31 protein-coding genes and 2 tRNA genes are annotated in these 24,038 nt (G+C 68.3%); 20 read left to right on the top strand and 13 right to left on the bottom strand.

Features of this window, described 5'->3' with window-relative positions; all coding sequences use genetic code 11:
• Positions 1–2 precede the first annotated feature (2 nt).
• Entirely contained in the window at positions 3–227 is a 225-nt protein-coding gene (rpmE, locus tag ACK4SE_RS05895) for a 50S ribosomal protein L31 (RefSeq protein WP_409689850.1), read from the top strand.
• 144 nt (positions 228–371) lie between these two features.
• Positions 372–1,967 carry a murein L,D-transpeptidase gene (locus tag ACK4SE_RS05890; protein ID WP_409689847.1) on the top strand — a complete coding sequence of 532 codons (1,596 nt, stop codon included), beginning with the start codon at positions 372–374 and terminating at the stop codon, positions 1,965–1,967.
• Between the two features lie 15 nt (positions 1,968–1,982).
• On the opposite strand, the gene ACK4SE_RS05885 is transcribed toward ACK4SE_RS05890, so the two are convergent.
• Positions 1,983–2,498, bottom strand: coding sequence for a DUF1465 family protein (locus tag ACK4SE_RS05885; protein ID WP_409689844.1), 516 nt, complete (start codon positions 2,496–2,498; stop codon positions 1,983–1,985).
• A gap of 102 nt (positions 2,499–2,600) precedes the next feature.
• Positions 2,601–2,807: a DUF1192 domain-containing protein gene (locus ACK4SE_RS05880; RefSeq protein WP_409689842.1), complete on the bottom strand. Its 207-nt coding sequence runs from the start codon at positions 2,805–2,807 to the stop codon at positions 2,601–2,603.
• 78 nt (positions 2,808–2,885) lie between these two features.
• Between ACK4SE_RS05880 and ACK4SE_RS05875 the strand changes: the two genes are divergently transcribed.
• Positions 2,886–3,860 (top strand): NAD(P)H-quinone oxidoreductase, encoded by a 975-nt coding sequence (locus ACK4SE_RS05875; protein WP_409689839.1) that lies wholly within the window; start codon positions 2,886–2,888, stop codon positions 3,858–3,860.
• Positions 3,861–3,866: 6 nt separating this feature from the next.
• Here ACK4SE_RS05875 and apaG read toward each other — a convergent pair whose 3' ends face one another.
• The gene (gene apaG / locus ACK4SE_RS05870; protein ID WP_409689836.1) at positions 3,867–4,274 is read right to left on the bottom strand and encodes a Co2+/Mg2+ efflux protein ApaG; all 408 of its coding nucleotides are present in this window, start codon (positions 4,272–4,274) and stop codon (positions 3,867–3,869) included.
• 90 nt (positions 4,275–4,364) lie between these two features.
• Between apaG and ACK4SE_RS05865 the strand changes: the two genes are divergently transcribed.
• From ACK4SE_RS05865 to ACK4SE_RS05845, 5 genes are all read left to right on the top strand, one after another.
• On the top strand, positions 4,365–5,405 hold the full coding sequence (locus ACK4SE_RS05865) for a 2'-deoxycytidine 5'-triphosphate deaminase (protein WP_409689833.1): 1,041 nt from the start codon (positions 4,365–4,367) through the stop codon (positions 5,403–5,405).
• 102 nt (positions 5,406–5,507) lie between these two features.
• Entirely contained in the window at positions 5,508–5,957 is a 450-nt protein-coding gene (locus ACK4SE_RS05860) for a hypothetical protein (RefSeq protein ID WP_409689831.1), read from the top strand.
• Between the two features lie 2 nt (positions 5,958–5,959).
• Complete coding sequence (locus ACK4SE_RS05855) at positions 5,960–6,148, top strand: helix-turn-helix transcriptional regulator (protein ID WP_409689828.1); 189 nt, start codon at positions 5,960–5,962, stop codon at positions 6,146–6,148.
• A gap of 11 nt (positions 6,149–6,159) precedes the next feature.
• On the top strand, positions 6,160–6,804 hold the full coding sequence (locus tag ACK4SE_RS05850) for a hypothetical protein (protein WP_409689825.1): 645 nt from the start codon (positions 6,160–6,162) through the stop codon (positions 6,802–6,804).
• 53 nt (positions 6,805–6,857) lie between these two features.
• Complete coding sequence (locus ACK4SE_RS05845) at positions 6,858–7,799, top strand: TraB/GumN family protein (RefSeq protein ID WP_409689822.1); 942 nt, start codon at positions 6,858–6,860, stop codon at positions 7,797–7,799.
• Between the two features lie 58 nt (positions 7,800–7,857).
• Here the strand turns inward: ACK4SE_RS05845 and ACK4SE_RS05840 are convergent.
• The 6 genes from ACK4SE_RS05840 to ACK4SE_RS05815 form a co-directional block, all read right to left on the bottom strand.
• Positions 7,858–7,931: transfer RNA gene (locus ACK4SE_RS05840), tRNA-Gly, on the bottom strand.
• Between the two features lie 58 nt (positions 7,932–7,989).
• On the bottom strand, positions 7,990–8,715 hold the full coding sequence (lptB, locus tag ACK4SE_RS05835; RefSeq protein ID WP_409690298.1) for an LPS export ABC transporter ATP-binding protein: 726 nt from the start codon (positions 8,713–8,715) through the stop codon (positions 7,990–7,992).
• Between the two features lie 127 nt (positions 8,716–8,842).
• Positions 8,843–9,346 (bottom strand): LptA/OstA family protein, encoded by a 504-nt coding sequence (locus ACK4SE_RS05830; RefSeq protein WP_409689819.1) that lies wholly within the window; start codon positions 9,344–9,346, stop codon positions 8,843–8,845.
• 12 nt (positions 9,347–9,358) lie between these two features.
• A complete protein-coding gene (gene lptC, locus ACK4SE_RS05825; RefSeq protein WP_409689817.1) occupies positions 9,359–10,018 on the bottom strand; it encodes an LPS export ABC transporter periplasmic protein LptC in 660 nt (219 codons plus the stop codon).
• Between the two features lie 2 nt (positions 10,019–10,020).
• The gene (locus ACK4SE_RS05820; protein WP_409690296.1) at positions 10,021–10,635 is read right to left on the bottom strand and encodes a ribonuclease D; all 615 of its coding nucleotides are present in this window, start codon (positions 10,633–10,635) and stop codon (positions 10,021–10,023) included.
• A gap of 89 nt (positions 10,636–10,724) precedes the next feature.
• Positions 10,725–10,811 (bottom strand) — tRNA-Leu (locus ACK4SE_RS05815).
• 184 nt (positions 10,812–10,995) lie between these two features.
• Between ACK4SE_RS05815 and ACK4SE_RS05810 the strand changes: the two genes are divergently transcribed.
• From ACK4SE_RS05810 to ACK4SE_RS05795, 4 genes are all read left to right on the top strand, one after another.
• The gene (locus ACK4SE_RS05810) at positions 10,996–11,955 is read left to right on the top strand and encodes a complex I NDUFA9 subunit family protein (RefSeq protein ID WP_409689814.1); all 960 of its coding nucleotides are present in this window, start codon (positions 10,996–10,998) and stop codon (positions 11,953–11,955) included.
• Positions 11,956–12,081: 126 nt separating this feature from the next.
• Positions 12,082–12,825: a CPBP family intramembrane glutamic endopeptidase gene (locus ACK4SE_RS05805; protein WP_409689811.1), complete on the top strand. Its 744-nt coding sequence runs from the start codon at positions 12,082–12,084 to the stop codon at positions 12,823–12,825.
• 43 nt (positions 12,826–12,868) lie between these two features.
• The gene (locus ACK4SE_RS05800) at positions 12,869–13,312 is read left to right on the top strand and encodes a hypothetical protein (protein WP_409689808.1); all 444 of its coding nucleotides are present in this window, start codon (positions 12,869–12,871) and stop codon (positions 13,310–13,312) included.
• Positions 13,305–13,514, top strand: coding sequence for a helix-turn-helix transcriptional regulator (locus ACK4SE_RS05795; RefSeq protein ID WP_409689806.1), 210 nt, complete (start codon positions 13,305–13,307; stop codon positions 13,512–13,514). Before ACK4SE_RS05800 ends, ACK4SE_RS05795 begins: the two co-directional genes overlap by 8 nt.
• A gap of 19 nt (positions 13,515–13,533) precedes the next feature.
• Here ACK4SE_RS05795 and ACK4SE_RS05790 read toward each other — a convergent pair whose 3' ends face one another.
• Complete coding sequence (locus ACK4SE_RS05790) at positions 13,534–14,520, bottom strand: 2-hydroxyacid dehydrogenase (RefSeq protein ID WP_409689803.1); 987 nt, start codon at positions 14,518–14,520, stop codon at positions 13,534–13,536.
• 67 nt (positions 14,521–14,587) lie between these two features.
• Between ACK4SE_RS05790 and ACK4SE_RS05785 the strand changes: the two genes are divergently transcribed.
• The 6 genes from ACK4SE_RS05785 to rplS all read left to right on the top strand — a co-directional run bounded on the left by ACK4SE_RS05785 (position 14,588) and on the right by rplS (position 19,124).
• A complete protein-coding gene (locus tag ACK4SE_RS05785) occupies positions 14,588–15,151 on the top strand; it encodes an SH3 domain-containing protein (protein WP_409689800.1) in 564 nt (187 codons plus the stop codon).
• A 103-nt stretch (positions 15,152–15,254) separates the two neighbouring features.
• Positions 15,255–15,797, top strand: a complete 543-nt coding sequence (gene fabA / locus ACK4SE_RS05780; protein WP_409689797.1) for a 3-hydroxyacyl-[acyl-carrier-protein] dehydratase FabA — start codon at positions 15,255–15,257, stop codon at positions 15,795–15,797.
• Between the two features lie 54 nt (positions 15,798–15,851).
• A complete protein-coding gene (fabB, locus tag ACK4SE_RS05775) occupies positions 15,852–17,069 on the top strand; it encodes a beta-ketoacyl-ACP synthase I (protein ID WP_409689795.1) in 1,218 nt (405 codons plus the stop codon).
• A gap of 61 nt (positions 17,070–17,130) precedes the next feature.
• Positions 17,131–17,952 carry an enoyl-ACP reductase gene (locus tag ACK4SE_RS05770; protein WP_409689792.1) on the top strand — a complete coding sequence of 274 codons (822 nt, stop codon included), beginning with the start codon at positions 17,131–17,133 and terminating at the stop codon, positions 17,950–17,952.
• A 21-nt stretch (positions 17,953–17,973) separates the two neighbouring features.
• Positions 17,974–18,702 (top strand): tRNA (guanosine(37)-N1)-methyltransferase TrmD, encoded by a 729-nt coding sequence (gene trmD / locus ACK4SE_RS05765; RefSeq protein ID WP_409689789.1) that lies wholly within the window; start codon positions 17,974–17,976, stop codon positions 18,700–18,702.
• A complete protein-coding gene (gene rplS / locus ACK4SE_RS05760; RefSeq protein WP_021697322.1) occupies positions 18,699–19,124 on the top strand; it encodes a 50S ribosomal protein L19 in 426 nt (141 codons plus the stop codon). The genes trmD and rplS overlap by 4 nt, the downstream gene beginning before the upstream one ends.
• Before the next feature lie 73 nt (positions 19,125–19,197).
• On the opposite strand, the gene ACK4SE_RS05755 is transcribed toward rplS, so the two are convergent.
• Both ACK4SE_RS05755 and ACK4SE_RS05750 read right to left on the bottom strand, forming a co-directional pair.
• Entirely contained in the window at positions 19,198–19,656 is a 459-nt protein-coding gene (locus tag ACK4SE_RS05755; RefSeq protein ID WP_409689785.1) for a PA2169 family four-helix-bundle protein, read from the bottom strand.
• Positions 19,657–19,763: 107 nt separating this feature from the next.
• Positions 19,764–21,596: a DUF885 domain-containing protein gene (locus tag ACK4SE_RS05750; protein WP_409689782.1), complete on the bottom strand. Its 1,833-nt coding sequence runs from the start codon at positions 21,594–21,596 to the stop codon at positions 19,764–19,766.
• A gap of 107 nt (positions 21,597–21,703) precedes the next feature.
• On the opposite strand from ACK4SE_RS05750, the gene ACK4SE_RS05745 reads away from it, so the two are divergent.
• Together ACK4SE_RS05745 and ACK4SE_RS05740 are read left to right on the top strand one after the other, a co-directional pair.
• On the top strand, positions 21,704–22,501 hold the full coding sequence (locus tag ACK4SE_RS05745; RefSeq protein ID WP_409689779.1) for a tryptophan 2,3-dioxygenase: 798 nt from the start codon (positions 21,704–21,706) through the stop codon (positions 22,499–22,501).
• A 43-nt stretch (positions 22,502–22,544) separates the two neighbouring features.
• Positions 22,545–23,063: a hypothetical protein gene (locus tag ACK4SE_RS05740; protein WP_409689777.1), complete on the top strand. Its 519-nt coding sequence runs from the start codon at positions 22,545–22,547 to the stop codon at positions 23,061–23,063.
• Here ACK4SE_RS05740 and ACK4SE_RS05735 read toward each other — a convergent pair.
• Entirely contained in the window at positions 23,060–24,010 is a 951-nt protein-coding gene (locus ACK4SE_RS05735; protein ID WP_409689774.1) for an acetyl-CoA carboxylase carboxyltransferase subunit alpha, read from the bottom strand. The genes ACK4SE_RS05740 and ACK4SE_RS05735 overlap by 4 nt on opposite strands.
• Positions 24,011–24,038 lie beyond the last annotated feature (28 nt).

The raw sequence follows: 24,038 nt of genomic DNA, 5'->3' as shown, positions 1-24,038 counted from the left end.
CGATGAAAAAGGACATCCATCCCGACTATCACCTCATCACCGTGGTGATGACGGACGGGACCACCTACCAGACGCGCTCGACCTACGGCAAGGAAGGCGCGACCCTGAACCTGGACATCGATCCGTCCACCCACCCGGCCTGGACCGGCGGCAACCAGACGCTGCTGGACCGCGGCGGCCGCGTGTCGCGCTTCACCAACAAGTACGGCGGCTTCCTCAAGAAGTAAGGCGCGGCCTTCGGGCCACAGCCGCGACCAACAAGGGCGCCGGTCGAATGACCGGCGCTTTTTGTTTGCCCGGAACGCCGGTAAGGTTGGCGTGTTGAAAAATGGGGCGTCCCGCGAGGCGACGCTGGCAAGGCTGGACGTCACATGCGTATGAATCGACGGGAATTGACGCTGGGGGTCGCGGCGGCCGCCCTGGCCACAACGGCCCAAGCCCAGACGCCCTATTCCGCCATGCCGGGCGCCCCGGCGCAGCCGCCCCAGGATCCGGCGGCCCGCGCCTTTTACGACAGCTTCAACGGTCAGCTGACCCGAGCGCCCGCTGCGCTGCAGCCGGAGTTGCGCCGACTTTATGAAATGGCCGGCTGGCGCCCGATCTGGACCACCCAGCGGGTCCGTGTCCTTGGTCAGGTCGCCGAGCGTTCGGAGCGTCACGGCCTGTCAGGGGCGGACCATTTCGATTTCGCCGGGCTGGCCTCTGATCCGGCCAGCGCCGACATCCGTACTTCGATCGCTGCGCTCGGCTATGCGCGCGTGCTCGCCGAGGGAGCCGTGCGCCCCGAGACGGTCGAGAATCTGTGGGAGATGCAAAAGAACCGGGTCGATCTGGCCGGCGGCCTGCACGAGGCGGTGACGCGGGACCGGCTGCTGGACTGGTTCGAGGGGCTGGCCCCCACCGACATCGGCTACACCAATCTGTCGGCGGGTTATGTGCGCTATCGCCGCCTGATCCGCGAAACCGGCGGCTGGCCGGCGTTCACGCAAGGCGGCACCATCGAACCGGGAACGTCGGACCGACGCATCGCCGCCCTGCGCGCCCGCCTGGTGGCCGAGGGCGACCTGGAGGCCCGCGCGGACCGCGCCGTGGCCCTGAACGGGGACGTCTATGGCCCCGATCTGGTCGAGGCGGTGCGCGGCTTCCAGCTCCGTCACGGCCTGGGGGTGGATGGCCGCATCGGTCCGGCCACCCAGCGGTCCCTGTCCGCCTCGGCCGAGGATCGCGCCCGCCAGATCGCCCTGAACCTGGAGCGCCGCCGCTGGCTGAAGCGCGAACTGTCGCCCGAGCGCATCGAGGTCAACACCGCCGCAGCCATCATGGTCTACTGGAAGGACAACCGCCCGGTTCACTCCAACCGGGTGGTGGTGGGCACCGCCGCCAACCAGACGCCCAGTCTGGAGAAGCCCTTCGCCTCCGTCGTGGCCAATCCGCCCTGGTATGTGCCGGCCTCCATTGCGCGCAACGAGATCCTGCCGCGCGGCGCCGCTTATCTGGCGTCCCAGAACATGTACATCGCCCCGGCGGGCAATGTGGTCCAGCGGGCGGGGCCCAACGCCGCCCTCGGCTATGTGAAGTTCGAACTGCGTGACAGCCACGCCATCTTCCTCCACGACACCCCGTCCAAGGCCGCCTTCGACAGCGCCTTCCGGCACCGCAGCCACGGCTGCGTGCGGGTCCACAACGCCGTGGATTTCGCGCGGCTGCTGCTGTCCCCGGACCCGTCGCGGCTGAACCAGTTCGACACGGCCCTGGACAGCCGCCGCACCCAGCGCGTGGAGACGGGCCGCGAGATCAGCGTCCGTCTGCTCTACTGGACCGCCTTCGTGGACGGGCAGGGGCGGGTGGCGTTCCGCGAGGATGTCTATGATCGGGACGCGCGCCTGGCCGAGGCCCTGGGCATCAATCTCAGCCTGCCTCAGCCGGTGGACGCGGCGCGTACAACCGAGGACGATGTCGGTCCCTGATCAGGGACCGACCCTTCAGGCCGTGAAGGCGGCGGCCAGACGATCGATCTGGGACTGCACCGGATTGGGCGCGGCGGCGCCGCCGCCGTCGCCATACATGCGCTGGTCCAGATACAGGACCCGGTCGTAAAGCTTTTCGGACCTGACCAGATACTCCACCAGGGCAATGGGCAGCTCGGCGTGGCTGGGCGCGGACTCGATCCTGCGTTCGGCCAGACGATAGCGGGCCTCGCCCGCCGCTTCAGCCGCCATGTCGCCCTCGCGCACGGCGCGCTGCACCAGCAGCCATGAGGCCACCTGCATCAGCCGGGTGGTCAGCTTCATGCTCTCGGCTGCGTAGGCCAGGGCCGCAGAGCGCGACAACAGCTTGGATTCCCGCCGTCCGTCGCCGTCCAGATAGGCCGCGGTGTCCTCCACCAGCTCCATGCCTTCCTGGAACGTCCGGTCGAACAACTCGGAGCGGGAGAAATCGCCCAGTCCGGAGCCAGAGGCGGCGTCGCTCCTGGCGCTTTCGGCGATCAACTCAGACATGCACTCTTCCCGGCTGGCGCCCGATTCCCGCGCCCATGCTGGCGCCCTCTGGCCCCTGTTTGCAACCCGCGTGCCACACGGGCCCAATAACACTCAACAATTTCAGGATTTGAAGTTGAACAAGGCGTCGGCGGCGCTCTTGCGGGACTGCTTCTCGTGGCGGGCCCGTTCGCAACGCGCGATCTCGACCTGCAGTCCCGCGATGCGTTCGTCCAGTTCCTCGACCGAGTACAGGTCCAGGTCCTCGCGTCCCAGGGCGGTCACGGCCGCGCCGCGGGCCGGCCGGGGGTCCAGTTCCTCGAACGTCATCACCGTCTCCTCGCCTTTGCGCGCGCCCCCCGAACCCCTATGAAAGCGCCGTGACGCCAGCGATTGCAAGGGCCGGACATGCGCGTGATCGAGATCAGAGGCGGCAAGGGCGACGCCCGGGCCCTGACGCCGGGCGAGCGGCCGGTCCCCGAAGTCGGGCGGGGCCAGGTGCTGATCCGGGTGCGAGCGGCCGGTATCAACCGGCCGGACATCCTGCAGCGCAAGGGCCTTTACCCGCCGCCCGAGGGGGCCTCGGACATCCTGGGCCTGGAAGTGGCCGGCGAGATCGAGGTGGTCGGGGCGGGCGTGACCCGGTGGCGCCCCGGGGACCGGGTCTGCGCCCTTCTGGGCGGCGGCGGCTATGCCGACTACGCGGCGGTCGATGCGCGCCACGCCCTGCCCATTCCCGACGGACTCGATTTCGTCCAGGCGGCCGCCCTGCCGGAAACCGCCTTCACCGTCTTCACCAATGTCTTTGAGGACGGACGCCTGACGGAGGGGGAGACCCTTCTGGTTCACGGCGCCACCTCCGGCATCGGGGTCATGGCGATCCAGTCGGCGCGGGCGGCGGGCGCCCGGGTCATCGCCACCTCGCGCGGCGCGGACAAGGCTCAGGCGGCCCGGGATATGGGCGCCGATGTCTCCATCAACGCTGCGGACGGGCGGTTTCTGGATGCCGTGCGCGAGGCGGGCGGGGCGGACGTGGTGCTGGACATGGTCGGCGCCGCCTACGCGGAACAGAACCTTCAGGCGCTGAAGCCCGGGGGGCGCTGGGTGGTGATCGCCTTCCAGTCTGGCAATCTGGTTGAGGTGGATCTGGCGCGCCTGATGCGCGGGCGATTGACCCTGACGGGGTCCACGCTCAGGGCCCGGGACGCTGACGAAAAGGCGCGTCTGGCCGTGGCCGTCGAGGCCCGCTTCTGGCCCTGGGTCGCGGACGGGCGCATCCGCCCCGTGGTGGACAAGGTGTTCCCGCTGGAGGAGGCCGCCGCCGCGCACGCGCATCTGGAGTCCGGCGCGCACACGGGCAAGGTGGTCCTCAGCATGGCGTGAGGCCGTCTAGTTGAGAACGCGCCGCGCGTCCGGAACGTCCAGCGAGAACGGGGGGATGGTCACGTCGAAGCTGACCCCCGCCTCGTCCACCATGCGGTAGGCGCCCTGCATGGAGCCCGACGACGTGGCCAGGGGACAGCCCGAGGCGTAGGCGTAGGTGTCGCCCGGCCCGAGCACGGGCTGTTCGCCGACCACCCCGGATCCGCGCACCTCCTCGACATGGCCCATGGCGTCGGTGATGATCCAGTGGCGGGCCAGAAGCTGGACCTCCGCCTCGCCGCGATTCTCGATCTCGATATGGTACGCCCAGATCCAGCGCCCTTCATCGGGCTCGGATTCGCCGTCCAGATACATGGGCGTGACCCGGACCCGGATGCCCCGTGTTTCGGCTTCGTAGGAACCCTTGCGTTTCATGCCGCCACCCTTACGGACCCATGCACAGGGTGCAACCGCGACCATGCGCCTTTCCCTCTTGTCCCCCCGGAATCTGTGTAAGGTTCGGCTATGACCTTCGATTTCTCCCGCCCCGGAATTCTGCCCTGCCAGGCCATCGAGGCCCTCATCGCCGAAGGCGCAGTGACCTCGGCCACCCCGTTTGACGCCGACCAGGTGCAGCCGGCCAGCCTGGACCTGCGGCTGGGCGGGCGTGTCTGGCGGGTGCGGGCTTCGTTCCTGCCGGGCGACCGGCGGGTGGAGGAGCGCCTCAGGGACGTGGCCATGCACCAGATCGACCTGGAGGGCGGGGCCGTTCTGGAGAAGGGCTGCGTCTATATCGCCGAGCTTCAGGAGCGGTTGAAACTGCCGCCCGGCCTGCTGGCCCGGGCCAATCCCAAGAGCTCCTCGGGGCGGGTGGACGTGTTCGTGCGCCTGCTGACCGACCGGGGGCTCGCCTTCGACGATGTGGCCGAGGGCTATGACGGGCCGCTGTATCTGGAGATCGCGCCGCAGACCTTCTCGGTTCTGGTGCGCCCCGGCACGCGGCTGAACCAGCTGCGCCTGAAGGCGGGCGAGCCGCCGCGGCTGGAGACCCGCAGCGTGGGCGTGGAGCTGAGCGAGGGGATCATCGGCTTCCGGGGCCGCCGCCATGCCGGGATCATCGACCTGGACCGGGAGGACGGTCACGACCCCCGCGATTTCTGGGAGCCGCTGGAGGCGCGCAGCCGCAATGGCCGCCCCGGCGAGCTGCTGCTGGACCCGGGCGAGTTCTACATCCTGGCCTCCATGGAACCCGTGGAGATCCCGGTCGACCAGGCCGCCGAAATGACCCCCATCGACCCGTCCGTGGGGGAGTTCCGGGTCCACTACGCCGGCTTCTTCGATCCCGGCTTCGGCACCGACGAGGCCCACGGCGCCGGATCGCGCGGGGTGCTGGAGGTGCGTACCCACGACACCCCGTTCCTGCTGGAGCACGGCCAGACGGTGGCGCGGCTGGTCTACGAGCCCCTGACCGAACGGCCATCGCGGCTCTACGGCGAGGGCGGGTCGCATTACCAGCGTCAGGGCCTGAAACTGTCCAAGCATTTCAGGGTCTGGCCCAGCGCCTGACTTTAGTCAGGACAAGGTCGTTTGATTTTCTGTCAATGACGCTTGACATACCTTCGCGCCGAGAGGTAAAGGTCGCTTGTCACATTGACAAGGACCATTGCCATGACCGCCTCGCCCCGCCCCCGCCGCAAGATGAGCAGCACAGGACGCTTCTGGCTTCTGATGGGCGTCTGCATGCTGCTTGGCGGTCTCACCGGGGGCGTCTACGCCTGGCTTGAGCATACCGGCGACCTCCCGGGGCCTGTCTTGAGCGCCCTGATCCTGTTCGTCATCTTCGGCGTGCTGGTCGCCGGCACCGTGTGGTGGTGGATCCATGCAGACGAGGCCGTGCGCGAGGCGCACAAGTGGGCCTGGTACTGGGGCGGATCCATCGGCATGTGCGTCGGGATCGGCGCCCTGATGCTGGCGGAAGCCTACGGCGGCGACGCCCCGGTCCCCGCCGACTCCACCTACAGCTCGCTGCTGATCGCCGGCGCCAGTCTGGTGCTGCTGCCGATGATGATCGGCTACGGCGTGGCCTGGTTCGCCTGGTGGATATCCAAGAGGGTCTGATCATGAACAATCGCCTCAAGGTGCTGCGCGCCGAGCGCGACTGGAGCCAGGCCGACCTGGCCGACCAGCTCGGCGTCTCCCGCCAGACCGTCAACGCGCTGGAGACGGGCCGCTACGACCCGTCCCTGCCCCTCGCCTTCAAGATCGCCAGGACCTTCGATCTGGCCATCGAAGACATCTTTTCAGAGTGAAGGAGGAAACCATGACCGTTCTTCAGAAATCCGCCGACACCCGATTCAAACTGCTCAAACTGACCGGCTTCGCCCTCATGGGCGGGATCCTCGGCTTCGGCTTCGCCTCGCTGATGATCGAGTATGTGGGTCTGCCGTCGCCCGATGATGTGCGCTGGAGCGACGCCGTGGCCATGATCGTGGCCTTGATGCTGGCTGCGGGCGGCGTGTCCGTCCTGGCGGCGTCACGCAACGGCCGCGCCCTGGCCGCCGCCACATCGGCCGATGCGCCGGCCGGCCCCACGGAGGTGCGCGACATGCGTCTTCAGGGGGCGGTCCTGATCCTGTCGGGCCTGCTGCTGGCGGCGCCCCTGGCGGCGGCGCTGGCGGGCAATCCCGCGCCGGTGCTGACCCTGATCGCCATCGCTGTGGTGTTCGCGGGGCACACGGCGATGAACCTGAGCCTGTGGCGTCGCGGCGACGAGATGGTCCGCCGGGTCATTCTGGAAGCCGGCGGCCTGGCCTTCTGGATCGGCCAGGCCGCCCTGTTCGGCTGGGCCGTGGCCGAGCGGCTTGGCGTCGCGCCGGCCCTGACGGCCTGGGATATCCTGGTCGTCGTGATGGGCCTGTACCTGGTCTGCTCCATGACCGTGGGCCTGCGCCGGGGCCTCAGCTGACATCCTTTCCCCCTGACTATCCGTTCACCGACTTCTCAAAAAGGAAACTGACCATGACCATCATCAACCGCATCAAGCACGTCGGAAGCCTGGCCGCACGCCTGGCCACCGGAACCGCCCTGGGCGTCGGTCTGTTCGCCGCCGTCGCCGGCGCCCCGACCTTCGCCGTGGCCCAGGAAGCCGCGCCGTCCCCGGGGCCCGCCATGTGGGTCGTCTCGGATGCGGACTCCACCATCTATCTGTTCGGCACGGTGCACCTGCTGAAGCCCGACACCCAGTGGCGCACGCCGGAGTTGGAAGCCGCCCTCGCCGAGGCGACCGAGCTTTGGCTGGAAGTGCCCAATGCGGACGATCAGGCCGCGGCCATGCCCTTGATCCAGCAGTATGGCTTGAACATGGGAGGGGCGCCTCTCTCCAGCCTGCTGACCGACGAGGAGAACGCCCAGCTGGCCGCCGCGTCCGCCGCCATCGGTGTGCCGATCGAAGCCACCGAAGTCATGCAGCCCTGGCTGGTCGGCCTTCAGGTCTCCGTCGCCGCCGTTGTTCGGGCCGGCTACGATCCGGCCTCGGGGGTCGATACCCGTCTGAAAGCATCGGCTGACGAGGCCGGGACGCCCGTGCGAGGCCTCGAGACCCTGGAACAGCAGGTCCGCTTCTTCCATGATCTGCCGCAGGAGGTTCAGCTGCAGTTCCTGCGCCAGTCCCTGGCCGCCTGGGAAGAAGCAGAAGAGATGCTGGACGCCATGGTCGCGCTGTGGGCCGCCGGCGACGTGGAAGGCTTCGAGACCCTCGTGATCGACGAGATGCAGGCCGAGTGGGGCCAGCTCTATGACGTCCTGCTGGTCCAGCGCAACGCCGACTGGGCCAATCAGATCGAGGCCATGCTGGAAGGGTCGGGCACGATCTTCATCGCCGTGGGCGCCGCCCACCTGGCGGGCGACGACAGCGTCCAGGCCATGCTGGAGGATCGCGGCGTCACCGTCACGCGCCGCTGAACCTGAAGCGCTGAAAAGGAAAAGGCCCGGCGAAAGCCGGGCCTTTTTCACAGGGGGCTGGAGCGGGCAGCGGGAATCGAACCCGCACGAGCAGCTTGGGAAGCTGCCAGGCTACCACTACATCATGCCCGCGGCGGCCGATGGCTGTTCTAGGCCACGCGGGGGCGCAATCCAAGCGGCAGGCGCGGGCTCAGCCGTAGAGATCGCCCAGATAGACCCGGCGGACGTCCGGGTCGCTGATGATCTGGCCCGGCGTGCCCTCGAACAACACCTCGCCCCCATGGATGATCGAGGCGCGGTCGATGATGTCCAGGGTCTCGCGCACGTTGTGGTCGGTGATCAGCACGCCGATGCCGCGATCGGCCAGATAGCGGATCACCTGACGGATGTCGGCGATGGCCAGGGGATCGATGCCGGCGAAGGGCTCGTCCAGCAGCATGAACGACGGCTTTCCGGCCAGGGCGCGGGCGATCTCCACCCGGCGGCGCTCGCCGCCCGACAGGGCCGTGGCCGGCGCCTCGCGCAGGTGGTCGATGTGCAGTTCTTCCAGAAGGCGGCTGACTTCCTCGGTGGCGGCCCTGTCGTCCTTGATCGTCAGTTCGACTACGGCGCGCACGTTCTGCTCCACCGTCATGCCGCGGAAGATGGAGGCCTCCTGCGCCAGATAGCCCAGACCCATGCGGGCGCGCTGGTACATGGGCTGGCGGGTGATGTCCTCGCCGTCCAGCCAGATGGCCCCGGAATCGGCCGGGATCAGGCCGGTGATCATGTAGAAGCAGGTGGTCTTGCCGGCCCCGTTGGGGCCCAGCAGCCCGGCCACCTCGCCCCGGTTCACGTGCAGCGAGACGTTGCGGACCACCTGACGCTTGCCGAAGGAGCGGGCGATATTCTCGATGCTCAGCCCATTGCGGCGCAGCGCTTCCGACGGCGCCGGGGCGGTGTCGGCGGCAGCCGGAGTCGGCGCAGCCTTCGCCGGGCCGACTCCGGGCGTCGGCCGGGGCGGACGGTTCAGGGCTGAGAGTTCCTTGCGCGCCAAGAGCCGCTCAGTTCCGGTCGGGATAGAAGACGCCCTGCACCCGGCGTCCGGCGTTTCCGGTCGGCGCGCCTTCCATGCGCGCACGGCCGGTGCCGATGTTGATGCTGAGGCTGGATCCCGTCAGCACGTTTTCGCCCTGTCGCAGGATCACGTCCCCGGTCACCGTCAGGGTGTCCGTGGCCGCGACGTAGACGGCGCGGTCGCCGCGCGCGACCTGCTCGGGCGTGACGAAGAACACCTCGCCGATGGCCTCGATTCGCTGAGCGGCCCCGAAGCCGCCCCCGCTCGTATCATGGTGGACGCGAATTTCGCCGGCGCGCAGGCGGTTCTCACCTTGCGAGGCTTCGGCGCGCCCCCGCCAGATCTGCATGCCCTCGGCCTGGATCAGCTCGAAGTCGTCGGCCCCGACCATGAAGGGCTCGCCGCTGGACGAAATCTGCGTCCACGCCGCCGTGGCCAGGCTCATCGCCGCCAGGGCGCCGGCCGCCAGTCCGATTGTCATGCGCCGCATGATCGTGGTTCCTTATCCCGCCTGGCGGGTGTTGATCGTGGCCCGCACCTTATCATCGCCTGAGCCGCTGAACACGACCCGCCCGCCCTGTTCATAGATGGCATAGGACGTCGCGTTGATTGTTCCAAGGGCGCCGGACCCTTCGATGCCCTTGTCGCCGGTAACGACGCCGGTGCGGGTGTCCACTACCGCCTCGGGCGTGACGAAGCGGAAGCCCACGCCGCCGTCCTCGATGATCACCTGGTTGCGCAGGATCAGGGTGCGGGACGGCTCGTCATACAGGCCCTGTCCGGCCGACAGTTCACTGGTCTTGCCGGCTTCCAGCGTCAGCCGCATGACCGGCGCGTCCAGCCGGAACATACCGGTGTCCGGATCGCGCACCGCCTGGGCCGCGCCGATGATGAAGGAACGGCCCTGATCGTCCTGACCATGGAACATGGGGTTGGACAGGCGCACCTCGCGGGCCTCGACCCTGCTGCGCTCGACCCCGGCGATGATCGTTCGGCCGCCGACCCAAAGGGCGGTGCCGCCCGCCAGCACGACGATGGCGATGGGCAGGACGCGACGGAACAGCATGACCCGGCGCGAGCGCGCGCGCCACTTTCGGCCCGCCAGCACGACCCGGCGCTCGTCCGCCGCTTTCAGGTCATCGCTGGGGGCAGGATCGGTCATGATCAGGTGTGAGCGAAGATGTCGGCGTCTTCCCAGCCTTGCAGATCAAGCCGGGCGCGGATGGGCAGGAAGTCGAAACAGGCCTGGGCCAGCGCGGTGCGGCCCTCGCGCGCCAGCATGACGTCCAGCCGCTCGCGCACCACATGCAGGTACAGGACGTCGGAGGCCGCATAGGCCAGTTGTTCGGGGCTCAGAACCTCAGCGCCCCAGTCGGACGACTGCTGGGCCTTGGACAGCTCCACCCCCGCCAGTTCACGCACCACGTCCTTGAGGCCGTGACGGTCGGTGTAGGTGCGCGCCAGCCTGGAGGCGATCTTGGTGCAGTAGACCGGGCCGGTCTCGATCCCCAGGTGGTTCTCGAACATGGCGATGTCGAAGCGACCGAAGTGAAACAGCTTGAGGACATTGCCGTCCGCCAGCACCCGCTTCAGGTTGGGGCAGTCGTAGGCCGGACGGTTCAGCCGCACCACATGGGCGTCGCCGTCGCCGGACGACAGCTGGACCACGCACAGGTCATCGCGGTTGTGGCGCAGGCCCATGGTCTCGGAATCCACCGCCACCACGGGACCCAGGTCCAGATCGCCGGGCAGGTCGCCTTCGTGCAGGTGAACGGTCATGAGGGCCTCGTGCAGAATCCGATGGGCGTTGGCCGGATCATCATAGACGAACGGCGCCGCGTCCCAAGACACGGCGCCGCCGAAAAATATGGTGCCCAGGAGAGGACTCGAACCTCCACGACCTTTCGATCACTGGCACCTGAAGCCAGCGCGTCTACCAATTCCGCCACCTGGGCCCGAAGGTTTCCCCTCGGAAGGCGCGGACCCTTAAGGCAGGGAAAACGTGCGGTCAATGGCGCTTCTGATCATATTGCGCCTGACGGGCCCCGCGCGCGTTGCGGGCGCCGGTGGCTTGGTCTATCCCCGGCGCGCCGGACGCGATCAATTCCGGCCAGAGAGCGTCGGCCCGGAGCATTTGTCATGACCGCATCGTCCAGACTCGTCACCGTCTTCGGCGGCTCGGGATTCATCGGCGGACAGGCCGTGCGCGAATTGGCGCGGCGGGGCTGGCGCATCCGCGTGGCCGTGAGAACGCCCAACACCGCCCATGACCTGCGCCCGCTGGGCGACGTCGGCCAGATCCAGCTGATGCGTTGCGACGTGACCCGCCAGGCCGATGTGGAAGCCGCCCTGCGCGGCGCCGACGCGGTGGTCAATATGGTGGGCACCTTCAACACCCGCCGCTTTCAGGCCATGCACGTGGACGCGGCCCGCTACATCGCCGAGGGCTGCAAGGCCAACGGGATCACGCGGCTGGTGCAGGTCTCGGCCAATGGCGCAGAGGCGGACTCCCCGGCGGCATACGGCCGCTCCAAGGCCGAGGCCGAGGCGATCATGCGCCAGCATGTGCCCGGCGCCGTGATCCTGCGCCCGTCGGTGGTGTTCGGGGCCGAAGATGATTTCCTCAACCGCTTCGCCGCCATGGCGTCCATGTCGCCCGCCCTGCCGCTGATCGGCGGGGGCGAGACGCGGTTCCAGCCTGTCTATGTGGGCGACGTGGCCGAGGCCATCGCCCGCGCCGTCAGCGAGCCGGGCATGGAAGGCCAGACCTTCACCCTGGGCGGCCCGGCGGTCTACACCTTCCGGCAGATCCTGGAGCTGATCCTGCGCGAGACCTATCGCGAGCGGGTCCTGATCCCCGTGCCCTTCTTCGCGGCGCGGCCGCTGGGCGGCGTGCTTCAGCTGGCGGAGCTGTTCGGCCTGCCCGCGCCCCTGACGCGGGATCAGGTGCTGATGCTGGAAAGCGACAATGTGGTCCCCGAAGGGACGCCGGGCCTCGCCGCCCTGGGCATCGCCCCCACGGGCCTTGAGGCCATCGCCCCGTCGTATCTGTGGCTGTATCGCCGGGGCGGCCAGTTCGCGGAACCCGCCGCAGCCTGAATCGAACCCGCCGTCTGTCCGACCGGAACGGACCGGGCTCCGCCGATGAAGTCGCCAACAGTGTAACCTTGACGTTACGTTTTTTGTGCCCCATGATGTAACCCGTGAGTGACACGGGAGGGCGTCATGACAACGAAGGCTTCACCGCGAAACGGCTGGCGCGGCGCGGCGCGGCCCGCCGCAGAGATCGTGGCCGCCTTTGCGGGTCTGTTCATCGCCTCGGCAGCCCTGGGCGTCCTGGTCACGCCCCATGCGGCCGAATGGCTCCGCACGCCCCTGCTGGCCCTGGCCATGTGGGGCGCTGTGCTCGTCGGGGCGTTCCTGCTCAGATTGCGCCGCTCATCATATCGCCAGCTCGGCCTGGCGCGGCCCGCCAGCTGGCCGCGCACCCTTGTGCTGGCGGTCCTTGCGGCGGTCGTGGCCAATTTCGGCGCCCTGGCGCTGGGCATGGTGATCCGGGCCACGACCGCCTGGCCGCCGCTGGACCTGACCTATATTCGCCTCTCCATTGAAGGCAACGCCGCCGCCTATCTGGTCTGGATGATCCTGGTGGTGTGGGGCAGCGCAGCGGTGGGCGAGGAGCTTTTCGCCCGCGGCTTCGTGATGGACCGACTGACGGCGCTGTTCGGCGGGGGCCGCGTTGCGCTCGGCGCAGCTATCCTCGCCCAGGCGCTCCTGTTCGGCCTTCTGCACGCCATACAGGGCCCCACCGGCGTCGTGATCACAGCCTTTGTGGGGGTGGTCCTCGCCATCACCTACTATGCGTCGGGGCGTAATCTGTGGGCGCCGATCATCGCCCACGGCCTGATGGATACCTACGGCCTGACCTTGATCTTCCTCGGCCTGCCCCTGCCGGGCCACCTGAATTGATCGCCGCCGCCCTGATCAGCATCCTGCCGGAAGGAGATCCGACATGCCGCCCCTGAATAACCCCGCCCGCACAAGACGGCGGCTGATGCTCAGCCTCGCCCTGGGCCTCGCCATGATCATGCCCAGCGCGATCCTGCTGCAGACGGGCGCCTTGGGCGGCGATCACACGACGACCCTGCTGATCATCCTTGTGGCGGGGTTGCTGCTGGCCGCGCCAGGCAGCATAGGCCTGACGGTCCTGCAAATCCGGGCGCTGCGCGATCCATCCATGAATCAGGAACTCAACGACGAACTCTCGACCCGCAACAGTGTCCGGGCCATGGCGGTGGGTTATGTGGCGATGGCGGCGGCGGCCGGCTATGCGCTGCCGCTCAGCGTTTTCATCGACATGCCCCTCGCGCCGGTCCTCACGGGCGTGCTGCTGTCGGGTGTCCTGACCCATGTTCTGAGCTTCGCGATCTTCGAGCGTCAGGGCGACGATGGCTGAAGGCGAACTCGGCAATCGACTGAAGGCGCATCGGAGCGACGCCGGTCTGACCCAGGCGGAGCTCGCCGCCCTGGTCGGGGTGTCCCGAAAAACCATCAACACCGTTGAGAACGAGGTTTTCACACCCTCGACCACCCTGGCCTTGAAGCTGTCCCGCGCCCTCAAAACCCCGGTTGAAACCCTGTTCTTTCTCAGGGGATGAACCGGTCGCGGCGTGACGGCTAGAGCATGGCCGGGATGACCCGGTCCGGCGGGCGGTGCCCGTTGGCGTAGGTCATGATGTTCTGGATCACGCGCTCGCCCATTTCCCGGCGCGTTTCCAGGGTGGCGGAGCCGAGGTGCGGCAACAACACCACGTCCGGATGGCCCACCAGACCGGGGTGCACCCGGGGCTCATGCTCGAACACGTCCAGGCCCACCCCGGCGATGGCCTTCTCGCGCACCGCGTCGGCCAGGGCCGCCTCGTCGATCAGTTCGCCGCGCGCGGTGTTGACCAGGATGACATGGGGCTGAAGCTTCGCCAGGCGTTCCGCCGACATCAGGTGATGGGTCTCCTTCGTCGCCGGGCAGTTCAGGGAGATCAGGTCCATGCGCCCCAGCATCTGGTCCAGGTCGTCCCAGTAGGTGGCGCCCAGCTCCGCCTCGATGGCGGCGCTGACCGGCTTTCTGTTGTGGTAGTGGACCTGCAGGCCGAAAGCCCTGGCCCGGCGGGCCAGGGCCTGGCCGATGCGGCCCATGCCGACGATGCCCAGCCGCTTGCCCCAGAGCTTGCGCCCGTTCATCCAGGTCGGCGTCCAGCCGGTGAAGCGGCCCTCGGCCATCACCTGCGCGCCCTCCACCACCCGGCGCGACACCGCCAGGATCAGGGTCATGGCGAGATCGGCGGTGTCCTCGGTCAGGACGCCGGGGGTGTTGGTGACGATCATGCCCCGCGCCACCGCCGCCTCCACGTCGATATGATCCACGCCCGCGCCGAAATTGGCGATCATCTTCAGTTGCTCGCCCGCGCCGGCGATCAGCTCCGCGTCGATGCGGTCGGTGATGGTGGGCGCCAGCACGTCCGCCCGCTGCATGGCGGCCTCCAGCGCGGCCCGGTCCATGGGCGCGTCGGTCAGGTTCAGCTCGGCGTCGAACAGCTCGCGCATGCGGGTCTCGACGGCGTCGGGCAGCCGTCTGGTTAGCACGACCTTAAGATTGCTGGCGGACATAGACGCTTTCAGGCTGTGACGACGGCGCACCGCGCCGGACGCCGAGGAATGGCCGAGGGAACGGGACGTGTCCAGCAAAGCGTCGGGAAGGATCAAAAGCCTGCGCGCGGTTCTGCTGGCCGCAGGCATGGCGCTGGGGCTGGGCGCCGGCGCCCAGATGCCGGACGGGCGGCCCACGCCGTCGGGCTTCGACGTGCCGCGCTGGGTGTCCATCAAATCTTCGCCCGCGCGGGCTCGCCGGGGCCCCGGCCTGGATCACCGCATCCTTTGGGAATACCGCGCCGCGGGCCTGCCGGTGCAGGTGGTCGCCGAGACCCGGGACTGGCGCAAGATCTGCGATCCCGAAGGCAATGTGGCCTGGGTCCACCGCACCATCACCTCGGGCCGCCGCACCGTCTTCAACCGCACCGAGGCCCCGCTGGACCTGCGCCGCAGGCCCGATGCCGATGCCCGGGTGCGCGCGCGACTGGCGGCGCGGGCCGTGATCACCCTGGACCGATGCGAGGACGGCTGGTGCCGGCTGCAGTCCGGCCGGCTGCGTGGCTGGGCGCCGCAGGAGGCCCTGTTCGGGGTCCAGACGCAGGCGCAATGCGCCGCCTCGAGCCCGGCGGGACGCGCCGCCGGGCGCTGATCTTCGACCGACTGAAGGTTGAGCCCCGCCTCTGCGTCGTGTAACCGCCCGATCACAAGACATGTCGCCCGAACGGCGCGACAGCCATGGACGGAGCTGCCCCGTGACCCAATCGCCCTTCCCCTCGTCCTTCGACCACGCCGGCCTTCTGGCCAGCGGCCGGGGCGAGCTGTTCGGGCCGGGCAACGCCCAGCTGCCGGCCCCGCCCATGCTGATGTTCGACCGCATCAACACCGTCACCATGGACGGCGGCGATCACGGCAAGGGCTATATCGAGGCCGAGCTCGACATCCATCCGGACCTCTGGTTCTTCCAGTGCCACTTCATCGGCGATCCCGTCATGCCCGGCTGTCTGGGCCTGGACGCCATGTGGCAGTTGGTGGGCTTCTTCCTGGGCTGGACCGGCGCGCCGGGTCGGGGCCGGGCGCTGGGCGTGGGCGAGGTGAAATTCACCGGCCAGGTGACGCCTGACATCAAGCGTGTGGTGTACAAGGTGCATCTGAAGCGGGTCATCAACCGGCGTCTGGTCATGGGCATCGCTGACGGCGTGCTGGAAGCCGACGGCGTGCCTATCTATACGGCCAACGACATGCGCGTGGGCCTGTTCGGCGCCCAGGCGCCGGCGACGCCGGAAACCGCCGGCTGAGTTGCGGATTAGGCTTTCAACGACCGGAAACCGGCGACAAGGGTGAGGATGAATATGCGGCGTGTGGTGATCACGGGTCTTGGGATCGTCTCCTCCATCGGCAAGGACGCCGCGGAGGTCACCAGATCCTTGCGCGAGGCCCGCTCGGGCGTCGTGGCCGCGCCTGAATACGCCGAGCTGGGTTTCCGCTCGCAGGTCCATGCCCCGCCGAAGATCGAGGACTGGGCCGGTCTGGTGGATCGCCGCGCCGCCCGTTTCCTGGCGCCCGGCACCGCCTGGGCCCACATCGCCTTCGAACAGGCCCTGGCCGACTGCGGCATGACCGCGGAGGAAATCCGCCACGAGCGCATCGGCCTGATCGTCGGCGACGGCGGCCCGTCCACCCGCACCATCGTCGAGGCAGCTGAGACCACGAAGACGCGCGGCCCCAAGCGCATCGGCCCGTTCGCCGTGCCCAAGGCCATGTCCTCGGGCCCGTCGGCCGTTCTCGCCACCTGGTTTCAGATCAAGGGCATCAACTATTCCATCTCCTCGGCCTGCGCGACGTCGGTGCACTGCATCGGCGCGGCCGCCGAACAGATCGCCTGGGGCAAGCAGGACGTGGTCTTCGCCGGAGGCTGCGAGGAGATCGACTGGACCCTGTCGAACCTGTTCGACGCCATGGGCGCCATGTCCTCCAGGTTCAACGACACCCCCTCGGTGGCCAGCCGCGCCTATGACAAGGACCGCGACGGCTTCGTCATCGCCGGCGGCGCCGGCATCGTGGTGGTCGAGGAATACGAGCGGGCCAAGGCGCGGGGCGCCAAGATCTACGCCGAGATCGTGGGCTATGCGGCCAACTCCGACGGCTTCGACATGGTCGCGCCGTCGGGCGAAGGCGCCGAGCGCTGCATGAAGCTGGCGCTGGAGCAGGCCGGGAACCGCAAGATCGACTATCTGAACCCGCACGGCACCTCGACCCCGGTGGGCGACGCGCGCGAGACCGACGCCATCCGCAACGTCTTCGGGGCCGACAAGGCGCCGATGATCTCGTCCACCAAGTCCCTGACCGGCCACAGTCTGGGCGCGGCGGGCGCGCAGGAGGCGATCTACTGCCTGCTGATGATGCAGGACGGCTTCGCCGCCGAGAGCGCGCACATCGAAAACCTCGACCCGGACTTCGCCGACCTGCCCATCCTGCGCGAGCGCAAGGACGGCGAACTGACCACCGTCATGTCCAACTCGTTCGGCTTCGGCGGCACCAACGGCTGCATCATCCTGTCGAAGGTCTGACGCTTCCCCCTCGCGCCGGCCCCTGCTAACCCTCCGGCTCGAATTTCGAAGGAGCACGATCATGGCCGCTGAATCCGCCTGGACCATGCCCAAGGGCGACCTCATGAAGGGCAAGAAGGGCCTGATCATGGGGGTGGCCAATTCCAACTCCATCGCCTGGGGCATCGCCTCGCAGCTGGCGGCGCAGGGCGCCGAGCTGGCCTTTACCTATCTGGGCGAAGGGCTGGAGCGCCGGGTGCGGCCGCTGGCCGAGAGCGTCGGGGCGAAACTGCTGATCCCCGCCGACGTCACCGACGACGCCTCCATGGACGCTGCGTTCGAGCAGCTGGAGAAGGAATTCGGGACCATCGATTTCGTGGTCCACTCGGTGGCCTTCGCCAACAAGGATGAGCTGAAGGGCTCGTTCGTGGAGAACACCAGCCGCGAGAGCTTCCTGCTGGCCATGAACATCTCGGCCTTCAGCTTCGTGGACGTGGCCAAGCGGGCGTCGAAGCTGATGCCCAACGGCGGGGCCATGATCACCATGACCTACCTGGGCTCCGAGCGCGCCATCCCGAACTACAACACCATGGGCGTGGCCAAGGCGGCGCTGGAGGCCGCGACCCGCTATATCGCGCGCGACCTGGGGCCCAGGGGCATCCGGGTCAACGCCATCTCGGCGGGCGCCATGCGCACCCTGTCGCTGGCTGGAATCTCCGGCGGCCGGGGCATGATCGCCCAGGGCCGGGCCATGAGCGCCATGAAGGAAGACACCTCCATGGAGGGCGTGGCCGGCTGCGCCCTGTGGCTGTGCTCGGACCTGGGTCTGTCGACCACCGGCGAGGTGGTCCATGTGGACGCCGGCTTCCACATGATGGGTCTGGCCGCAGACGAGGAAGGCTGACGCCTTCGGGCGGCCCGCGCCATGTTCACCGCCACGGTCCTGACCATGTTTCCCGAGGCTTTCCCCGGGCCGCTCGGCGTGTCGCTGATCGGCACGGCGTGGCGTGAGCGAAACCTGTGGTCGCTCGAAACAGTAGACATTCGCGACTTTTCGACAGATAAGCGCGGCTTCCTGGACGACACCCCTGCGGGTGGCGGTCCCGGACAGGTTCTCAAGGCGGACGTGGTGGCCAGGGCGCTCGACAGCGTGACAGGGCCGCGGCGGCCGCTTTTGTACATGAGCGCACGGGGCCGGCCCCTGACCCAGGCGCGTGTGAAGGACTGGGCTGCAGCGGACGGGATCACCGTCCTGTGCGGCCGGTTCGAGGGGGTGGACCAGCGGGTGCTCGACGCCCGGGGGTTCGAGGAGGTCTCGGTCGGAGACGCGGTTCTCGCCGGTGGCGAGGCGGCGGCGATGGTCGTGATCGAGGCGTGCGTAAGACTGATCCCCGGAGTGCTGGGCCAGGCCGAAAGCCTGAGTTCGGAGAGCTTCGAGGACGGGCTTCTGGAGCATCCGCAGTACACGCGACCGCGGACGTTTGAGGGGCTCGACATCCCCGAGGTCCTGCTATCGGGCGACCATGCAAAGGTCGCCAGATGGCGTCAGGACCAGAGGGAAACCACCACGCGGGAGCGGCGCCCGGATCTCTGGGAGCGGCATCTCGCCAAATCACAGCTAAAGGGCGCAAAAGCCCGAGGAGAAGAGACATGAATATCGTTCAGCAGCTCGCTGCCGAAGAAAAGGCCCGCGTCCTCGAAGGTCGCGAGATTCCGGATTTCCGCCCCGGCGACACCCTGCGCGTCAACGTGCGGATCAAGGAAGGCGAGCGCGAGCGCGTGCAGGCTTTCGAGGGCGTGTGCATCGCCCGCGCCGGAACCGGCGTCAACGAGACCTTCACCGTGCGCAAGATCTCCTTCGGCGAAGGCGTGGAGCGCAAGTTCCCGATCCTGTCGCCGAACATCGAATCCATCGAGGTGAAGCGTCGGGGCGTCGTGCGGCGCGCCAAGCTCTATTACCTGCGCGATCGTCGCGGCAAGTCGGCCCGGATCGCCGAGCGCCAGACCGTCCGCAAGGAAAAGGTCGTGGCCGTTCCGGAAACCGGAACCGCCGAGAAGCCCGGCGACGACTCCTGATCCTTCCTGCCCTCTCGGCATGAAGAAGGCCCCGGTCCTCGCGGACCGGGGCCTTCTTCGTTTCAGACGGTGATCAGTTGCGCGCCTGCATGGCGTGCTTGATGTCACGCATCTGGTCGTGGCCTTCCCGCACCGAGCCGTAGGCGCGATTGATGGTGTCACGGGTGGTGGCCGACAGATCGGTGTCCTCGATGGCCTTCTCGTACCTGGCCTTGATGTGATCCTCGCCATTCTCGACGGAGTTCACCACGGCCTGCTCGTCCTTGAGGATGGCGTGCTTGACGTCGAGGAAGGCGCGGTGGGCCTTGGCCAGGATCGTGCCGTCGTCCTCGGGCTCGCCGCCCAGCTGGCGCACGGTTCCCTGGAGATCAGCCGCCACCTTCTGGCGCTCGAAGCTGCGTTGCTCGAACAGGGCGCGGAAGCCGGCATTCTCGGTTTCCTTGGCCGCCTCGCGGTAGCCGTCGGCGCTGTCGAGGGTGGTTTCGATCAGGCCGTTCAGAACCTTGATGTCGTGATCGTTGGGGGTGCTCATGGCGTCCTCCTTGAGTGTGGATGGTGAGCCTGAACAACCGCCACGGGGGCGAAATGGTTGCGACCGACCTGAACGCCAGACCGGTCGCTCTTACGCTGCCAGGTCGATCAGGGGCGTCCGCCGCCGCCCGCAATCCAGGCGTCCACATTGGCCTCCAGCACGTTCAGGGGCACCGCGCCGTCGCCCAGAACCACCGCATGGAAATCGCGGATGTCGAAGTCGTCGCCCAGCGCCGACTCGGCCCGGCGACGCAGCTCCAGAATCCTGATCTGGCCGATCTTGTAGCTGACCGCCTGGCCCGGATTGGTGATGTAGCGCTCCACCTCCTTGACGATGTCCAGTTCGGACAGCAGCGAGTTCTGCTGGAAGTAACCGATGGCGTCCTCGCGGCTCCAGCGCATGGCGTGCAGGCCGGTGTCGGTCACCAAGCGGACCGCCCGCCACAGCTCCAGCGACAGTCGGCCAAAGTCCGAATAGGGATCCTGATAGAAACCCATCTCGCCGCCCAGCCATTCGGAATACAGGCCCCAGCCCTCCGAATAGACCCCGTAGCCGCCGAAGCGGCGGAAGCTGGGCACGCCCTCCAGCTCCTGGGCCGCCGCGATCTGGAAGTGGTGGCCCGGCGCGCCCTCGTGATAGCTGATGCCCTCGATCTGGGGCCGCAGCACCTGGGTCATGTCGGCCAGGTTGACGTAGTAGATTCCCGGCCGCGATCCGTCGGGGGCGGGGCGGTTGTAGAAGGCCACAGACGCCGTCGCCTGACGCCATTCCTCCACCGCCCGCACCTCAAGCTCGGCTTCGGGCAGGGTGTGGAAGAAGCGCGGGGCCACTTCCATGGCGTTGGCCACGTGCTGGCGCGCCTCGGCCAGATAGGCCTCGCGACCCTCGGCGGTGTTGGGAAACTGGAACCGGGCGTCCGTCTTGATGAGGGCGAAGAAGTCCTGCAGCGAGCCGTCGAAGCCCACGGCCGCCTTGATCACCTCCATCTCGCCCTGGATGCGGGCCACCTCGTCGAGGCCGATCTGGTGGATTTCCTGCGGCGTCAGGTCGGTGGTGGTGGAGGCCGCCACCCGCTGGGCGTAATAGGCCTCGCCCTCCGGCAGGCGCCACACCCCCTCATTGCTGTCGGCCTGCGCCTGCAGCGTCTCCAGGGTGCCGATGACCTGCTGATAGCCCCGCAGCCACGGGCCGGTCAGGGCGGCGCGGGCGTCAGCCAGCAGTTGCGCCTTGTCCTCGTCCGACGCGTCCAGCGCCGCCACCTTGCGCTGGAAGTCGGCCCACACCGGGTTGTCCCCGGCGTCGTCAAAGGGCGCGCCGGAAATGACGTTGCGGGCGTCGTTGATGGTGGGCTCGAACACGAAGACGGGCGAGACGATCCCCCTCTCCGCGGCGCCCAGCACGTTGGCGGAGATTTCGCCCATGACCCGCTCGGCCTCGGTCAGGCGGGCGATGTAGGCGCGGGCGTCCTCCACCGAGTCCACCCGGTGGCTGTTGATCATGAATACCGGCAGCGAACCGGTGGGGTTGCCGTTGGCGGCGAAGGTGAAGCCGTGATGGCGGAAGGGGAAGGCGGCGCGCTGCTGTTCGACGCTGTGTTCGAACAGGCGCCAGCTCAGCTGGTTCTGATGGTTCAGGGCGTCGTAGTCGAATTCGGCCTGCATGCGGGCCAGATGCCGCTCGGACATCTCCATGCGGCGCACCGCTGCGGCGTCGGTGTAGTCGTTCAGCCGGTCATAGTCGCGCTTGATGCCCAGCGCCGTCATCTGCTGCGGGCTCAGGGCGATCTGCTCCTGGAACGACTCCTCGAAGAAGGCCAGCAGACGTTCATCCTCCGACTGGGCCGGCGCCTGGGCGGCGGCGGGCTGGGCCTGTTGCGCCACGACCGGCGAGGCGGCGGCGAAGGCGGTCATGACGGCGGTGGTGAGCAGAAGACGACGCATGGGCGTTTCCCTGAAAGCCTGATTTTTTTGATGCGCTCACCGTATGGGCCGCGTCCGGCCGGAGCAAGCGCGCTTGAGGCTGGAGGCCAGCCGGGGGATAGAGGCGCATGACCCAGCCCACCGACATGACCTACGCCCGCTACCTGACCCTGGATCAGGTGCTGGGCGCGCAGAACCCCCTGTCCGACGAACACGACGAGATGCTGTTCGTGATCATCCACCAGGCCAAGGAGTTGTGGCTCAAGCAGATCCTGCACGAGCTCGGCTACGCCCAGACCCTGGTGCGGGCCGGCGATCTGACCCCGGCCTACAAGAGCATGGCCCGCGTCTCGCGCATCCAGAGCGTCCTGACCCAGACCTGGGACATCCTGGCCACCATGACGCCAGCGGACTATCTGCGCTTCCGCGATTCCCTTGGCACGTCCTCGGGCTTCCAGAGCGACCAGTTTCGCCGCATCGAGGCCATGCTCGGCCTGAAGGACGACCGCTTCCTGCGCTACCACGAGGACCGACCCCAGGCCCACGCGGCGCTGAAGTCGGCCATCGAGTCGCCCAGCCTCTACGACGACGCCCTGGCGCAGATGGCCAGGGCGGGCCTGCCCGTGCCGGACGCGGTGCTGAACCGCGACGTCAGCCGGCCCTACGAGCCTCACCCGGAGGTCGAGGCCGCCTGGCTGGAGGTTTACCGCGACACCACCCGCTGGTGGGAGCTGTATCAGCTGGCCGAGAAGCTGGTGGACCTGGACGACGCCCTGATCACCTGGCGGCACAAGCACGTCATCACGGTGGAGCGCATCATCGGGCGGCGGCCCGGCACCGGCGGCACCGAGGGCGTGGCCTATCTGGCGAAAACGCTGGAGAAACGCTGCTTCCCCGAACTCTGGTCCCTGCGCACGAAACTGTAGGCGCGCCCGACCGTTGCGGTCCCGGCAACGAAAAGGACTCGCCATGACCCGCCTCTGGATCTCCGCCTCCGCGATCGGGGCGCTGCTGCTGGCGGCCTGCAGCGGCGAAGACCCTCCCGCGGCTCAACCCCCTGTGCGCGGGCCCGACAGCGCCATTGCGGCCGAGCAGCCGTTTCATGGCGCGGGCTGGTCACTGGTCGCGTCCGGTGAAGGCGTGGCCCTGAGGCTCGCGGCAGACGGCGAGGTGATCGCCGGCGTGGCCTGCATGCGGGGCCCGGCCAGACTGCAGGTGGAAAGCGACCGCTTCCAGCCCATCATGAGCGAGGACCGTTTCACCGTCGGCGCGGGCGACGAAGCCTATGCGCTGGCCGCCGATCTTGCGGCGGAACGCGAACGGGGCGTGGAGGCGTCCGGCGAGATTTCCGTCGACCTGCTGGATCGTCTGGAGGCCGGCGGCGCGATCGCCTTCAACTACGGCGCCCAGAGCCTTGGGCCGTTTCCGGCTGTGCCCGAGGCGTATCGCGATGCGTTCGTGGCTGTTTGCCGCGAGATCGCAGGCTAGAACCGTCCGATGGCGTAGAAGCGGTCGGCGCGCTGGGCCTTCAGGGCGTCCGGCGACAGGGCCATCAGCGCCTTCAGCTCTTCCTCGACCACATCGCCGACCGTCTTGATGGCGACCTCCGGATCGGCGTGGGCGCCGCCCAGGGGTTCGGGGATCAGGCGGTCCACGATCTTCAGCTCGATCAGGTCCGGCCCGGTGATCTTCATGGCCGCCGCGGCGTCCTTGGCCCGCGCGCCGTCCCGCCACAGGATGGAGGCGGCGCCCTCGGGCGAGATTACCGAATAGATGGAGTGCTCCAGCATCAGCACCCGGTTGGCGGCGGCCAGCGCAATGGCGCCGCCCGATCCGCCCTCGCCGGTCACCGTGGCGATCATGGGGGTGGCCAGGGTCAGGCCCCGTTCGGTCGAGCGCGCAATGGCCTCCGCCTGACCGCGCTCCTCGGCGCCCAGCCCCGGATAGGCCCCGGCGGTGTCGACGAAGGTCAGCACCGGCAGGCCGAACTGCTCGGCCATGTCCATCAGGCGCACCGCCTTGCGATAGCCCTCGGGTCGCGCCATGCCGAAATTGTGGGTCAGGCGGGAGGCGGTGTCGTGGCCCTTCTCGTGGCCCATGACCACGCAGGCCTGGCCCCGGAAGCGGCCGAGACCGCCGATGATGGCCTGGTCGTCGCCGAATTTTCGGTCGCCGTGCAACTCGGTGAAGTCGGTGAACAGGCCCGCCAGATAATCGCCCAGGTGCGGGCGCTGGGGATGGCGCGCCACCTGCGTCTTCCGCCACGGATCAAGCTCGGCGTAGGTCTTTCTGCGGAGCTGTTCCGCCTTTTTCCGCAGCCCGGCCACCTCGGTCTCGAACGACCCGGCGGATTCGGACAGCAGGCTCAGCTCCTCGATCTTGGCCTCGAGATCGGCGATCGGCTTTTCAAAATCGAGGTAGTGACGGGCGGCCATGGATGTCCGGTGGGCGGCTGATCGGGAA

This window comes from Brevundimonas sp. (assembly GCF_046293315.1).
GTDB lineage: Bacteria > Pseudomonadota > Alphaproteobacteria > Caulobacterales > Caulobacteraceae > Brevundimonas.
The sequence above is the reverse complement of the archived record's forward strand: the minus strand, read 5'-3'. Positions and strand labels throughout refer to the sequence as shown.

What these genes read in the sequence shown, in the direction of transcription:
- ACK4SE_RS05890 (WP_409689847.1), top strand. Translation starts at nt 372, where the DNA reads ATGCGTATGAATCGACGGGAATTGACGCTGGGGGTCGCGGCGGCCGCC.
- ACK4SE_RS05850 (WP_409689825.1), top strand. Translation starts at nt 6,160, where the DNA reads ATGACCGTTCTTCAGAAATCCGCCGACACCCGATTCAAACTGCTCAAA.
- ACK4SE_RS05750 (WP_409689782.1), bottom strand. Translation starts at nt 21,596, where the DNA reads ATGCGTCGTCTTCTGCTCACCACCGCCGTCATGACCGCCTTCGCCGCC.
- ACK4SE_RS05820 (WP_409690296.1), bottom strand. Translation starts at nt 10,635, where the DNA reads ATGACCGTTCACCTGCACGAAGGCGACCTGCCCGGCGATCTGGACCTG.
- ACK4SE_RS05860 (WP_409689831.1), top strand. Translation starts at nt 5,508, where the DNA reads ATGACCGCCTCGCCCCGCCCCCGCCGCAAGATGAGCAGCACAGGACGC.
- ACK4SE_RS05800 (WP_409689808.1), top strand. Translation starts at nt 12,869, where the DNA reads ATGCCGCCCCTGAATAACCCCGCCCGCACAAGACGGCGGCTGATGCTC.
- rpmE (WP_409689850.1), top strand. Translation starts at nt 3, where the DNA reads ATGAAAAAGGACATCCATCCCGACTATCACCTCATCACCGTGGTGATG.
- ACK4SE_RS05770 (WP_409689792.1), top strand. Translation starts at nt 17,131, where the DNA reads ATGGCCGCTGAATCCGCCTGGACCATGCCCAAGGGCGACCTCATGAAG.
- trmD (WP_409689789.1), top strand. Translation starts at nt 17,974, where the DNA reads ATGTTCACCGCCACGGTCCTGACCATGTTTCCCGAGGCTTTCCCCGGG.
- ACK4SE_RS05865 (WP_409689833.1), top strand. Translation starts at nt 4,365, where the DNA reads ATGACCTTCGATTTCTCCCGCCCCGGAATTCTGCCCTGCCAGGCCATC.
- ACK4SE_RS05805 (WP_409689811.1), top strand. Translation starts at nt 12,082, where the DNA reads ATGACAACGAAGGCTTCACCGCGAAACGGCTGGCGCGGCGCGGCGCGG.
- fabB (WP_409689795.1), top strand. Translation starts at nt 15,852, where the DNA reads ATGCGGCGTGTGGTGATCACGGGTCTTGGGATCGTCTCCTCCATCGGC.
- ACK4SE_RS05795 (WP_409689806.1), top strand. Translation starts at nt 13,305, where the DNA reads ATGGCTGAAGGCGAACTCGGCAATCGACTGAAGGCGCATCGGAGCGAC.
- ACK4SE_RS05830 (WP_409689819.1), bottom strand. Translation starts at nt 9,346, where the DNA reads ATGCGGCGCATGACAATCGGACTGGCGGCCGGCGCCCTGGCGGCGATG.
- ACK4SE_RS05855 (WP_409689828.1), top strand. Translation starts at nt 5,960, where the DNA reads ATGAACAATCGCCTCAAGGTGCTGCGCGCCGAGCGCGACTGGAGCCAG.
- ACK4SE_RS05790 (WP_409689803.1), bottom strand. Translation starts at nt 14,520, where the DNA reads ATGTCCGCCAGCAATCTTAAGGTCGTGCTAACCAGACGGCTGCCCGAC.
- apaG (WP_409689836.1), bottom strand. Translation starts at nt 4,274, where the DNA reads ATGAAACGCAAGGGTTCCTACGAAGCCGAAACACGGGGCATCCGGGTC.
- ACK4SE_RS05810 (WP_409689814.1), top strand. Translation starts at nt 10,996, where the DNA reads ATGACCGCATCGTCCAGACTCGTCACCGTCTTCGGCGGCTCGGGATTC.
- ACK4SE_RS05740 (WP_409689777.1), top strand. Translation starts at nt 22,545, where the DNA reads ATGACCCGCCTCTGGATCTCCGCCTCCGCGATCGGGGCGCTGCTGCTG.
- ACK4SE_RS05755 (WP_409689785.1), bottom strand. Translation starts at nt 19,656, where the DNA reads ATGAGCACCCCCAACGATCACGACATCAAGGTTCTGAACGGCCTGATC.
- ACK4SE_RS05735 (WP_409689774.1), bottom strand. Translation starts at nt 24,010, where the DNA reads ATGGCCGCCCGTCACTACCTCGATTTTGAAAAGCCGATCGCCGATCTC.
- ACK4SE_RS05880 (WP_409689842.1), bottom strand. Translation starts at nt 2,807, where the DNA reads ATGACGTTCGAGGAACTGGACCCCCGGCCGGCCCGCGGCGCGGCCGTG.
- lptC (WP_409689817.1), bottom strand. Translation starts at nt 10,018, where the DNA reads ATGACCGATCCTGCCCCCAGCGATGACCTGAAAGCGGCGGACGAGCGC.
- ACK4SE_RS05875 (WP_409689839.1), top strand. Translation starts at nt 2,886, where the DNA reads ATGCGCGTGATCGAGATCAGAGGCGGCAAGGGCGACGCCCGGGCCCTG.
- rplS (WP_021697322.1), top strand. Translation starts at nt 18,699, where the DNA reads ATGAATATCGTTCAGCAGCTCGCTGCCGAAGAAAAGGCCCGCGTCCTC.
- ACK4SE_RS05745 (WP_409689779.1), top strand. Translation starts at nt 21,704, where the DNA reads ATGACCCAGCCCACCGACATGACCTACGCCCGCTACCTGACCCTGGAT.
- ACK4SE_RS05885 (WP_409689844.1), bottom strand. Translation starts at nt 2,498, where the DNA reads ATGTCTGAGTTGATCGCCGAAAGCGCCAGGAGCGACGCCGCCTCTGGC.
- ACK4SE_RS05845 (WP_409689822.1), top strand. Translation starts at nt 6,858, where the DNA reads ATGACCATCATCAACCGCATCAAGCACGTCGGAAGCCTGGCCGCACGC.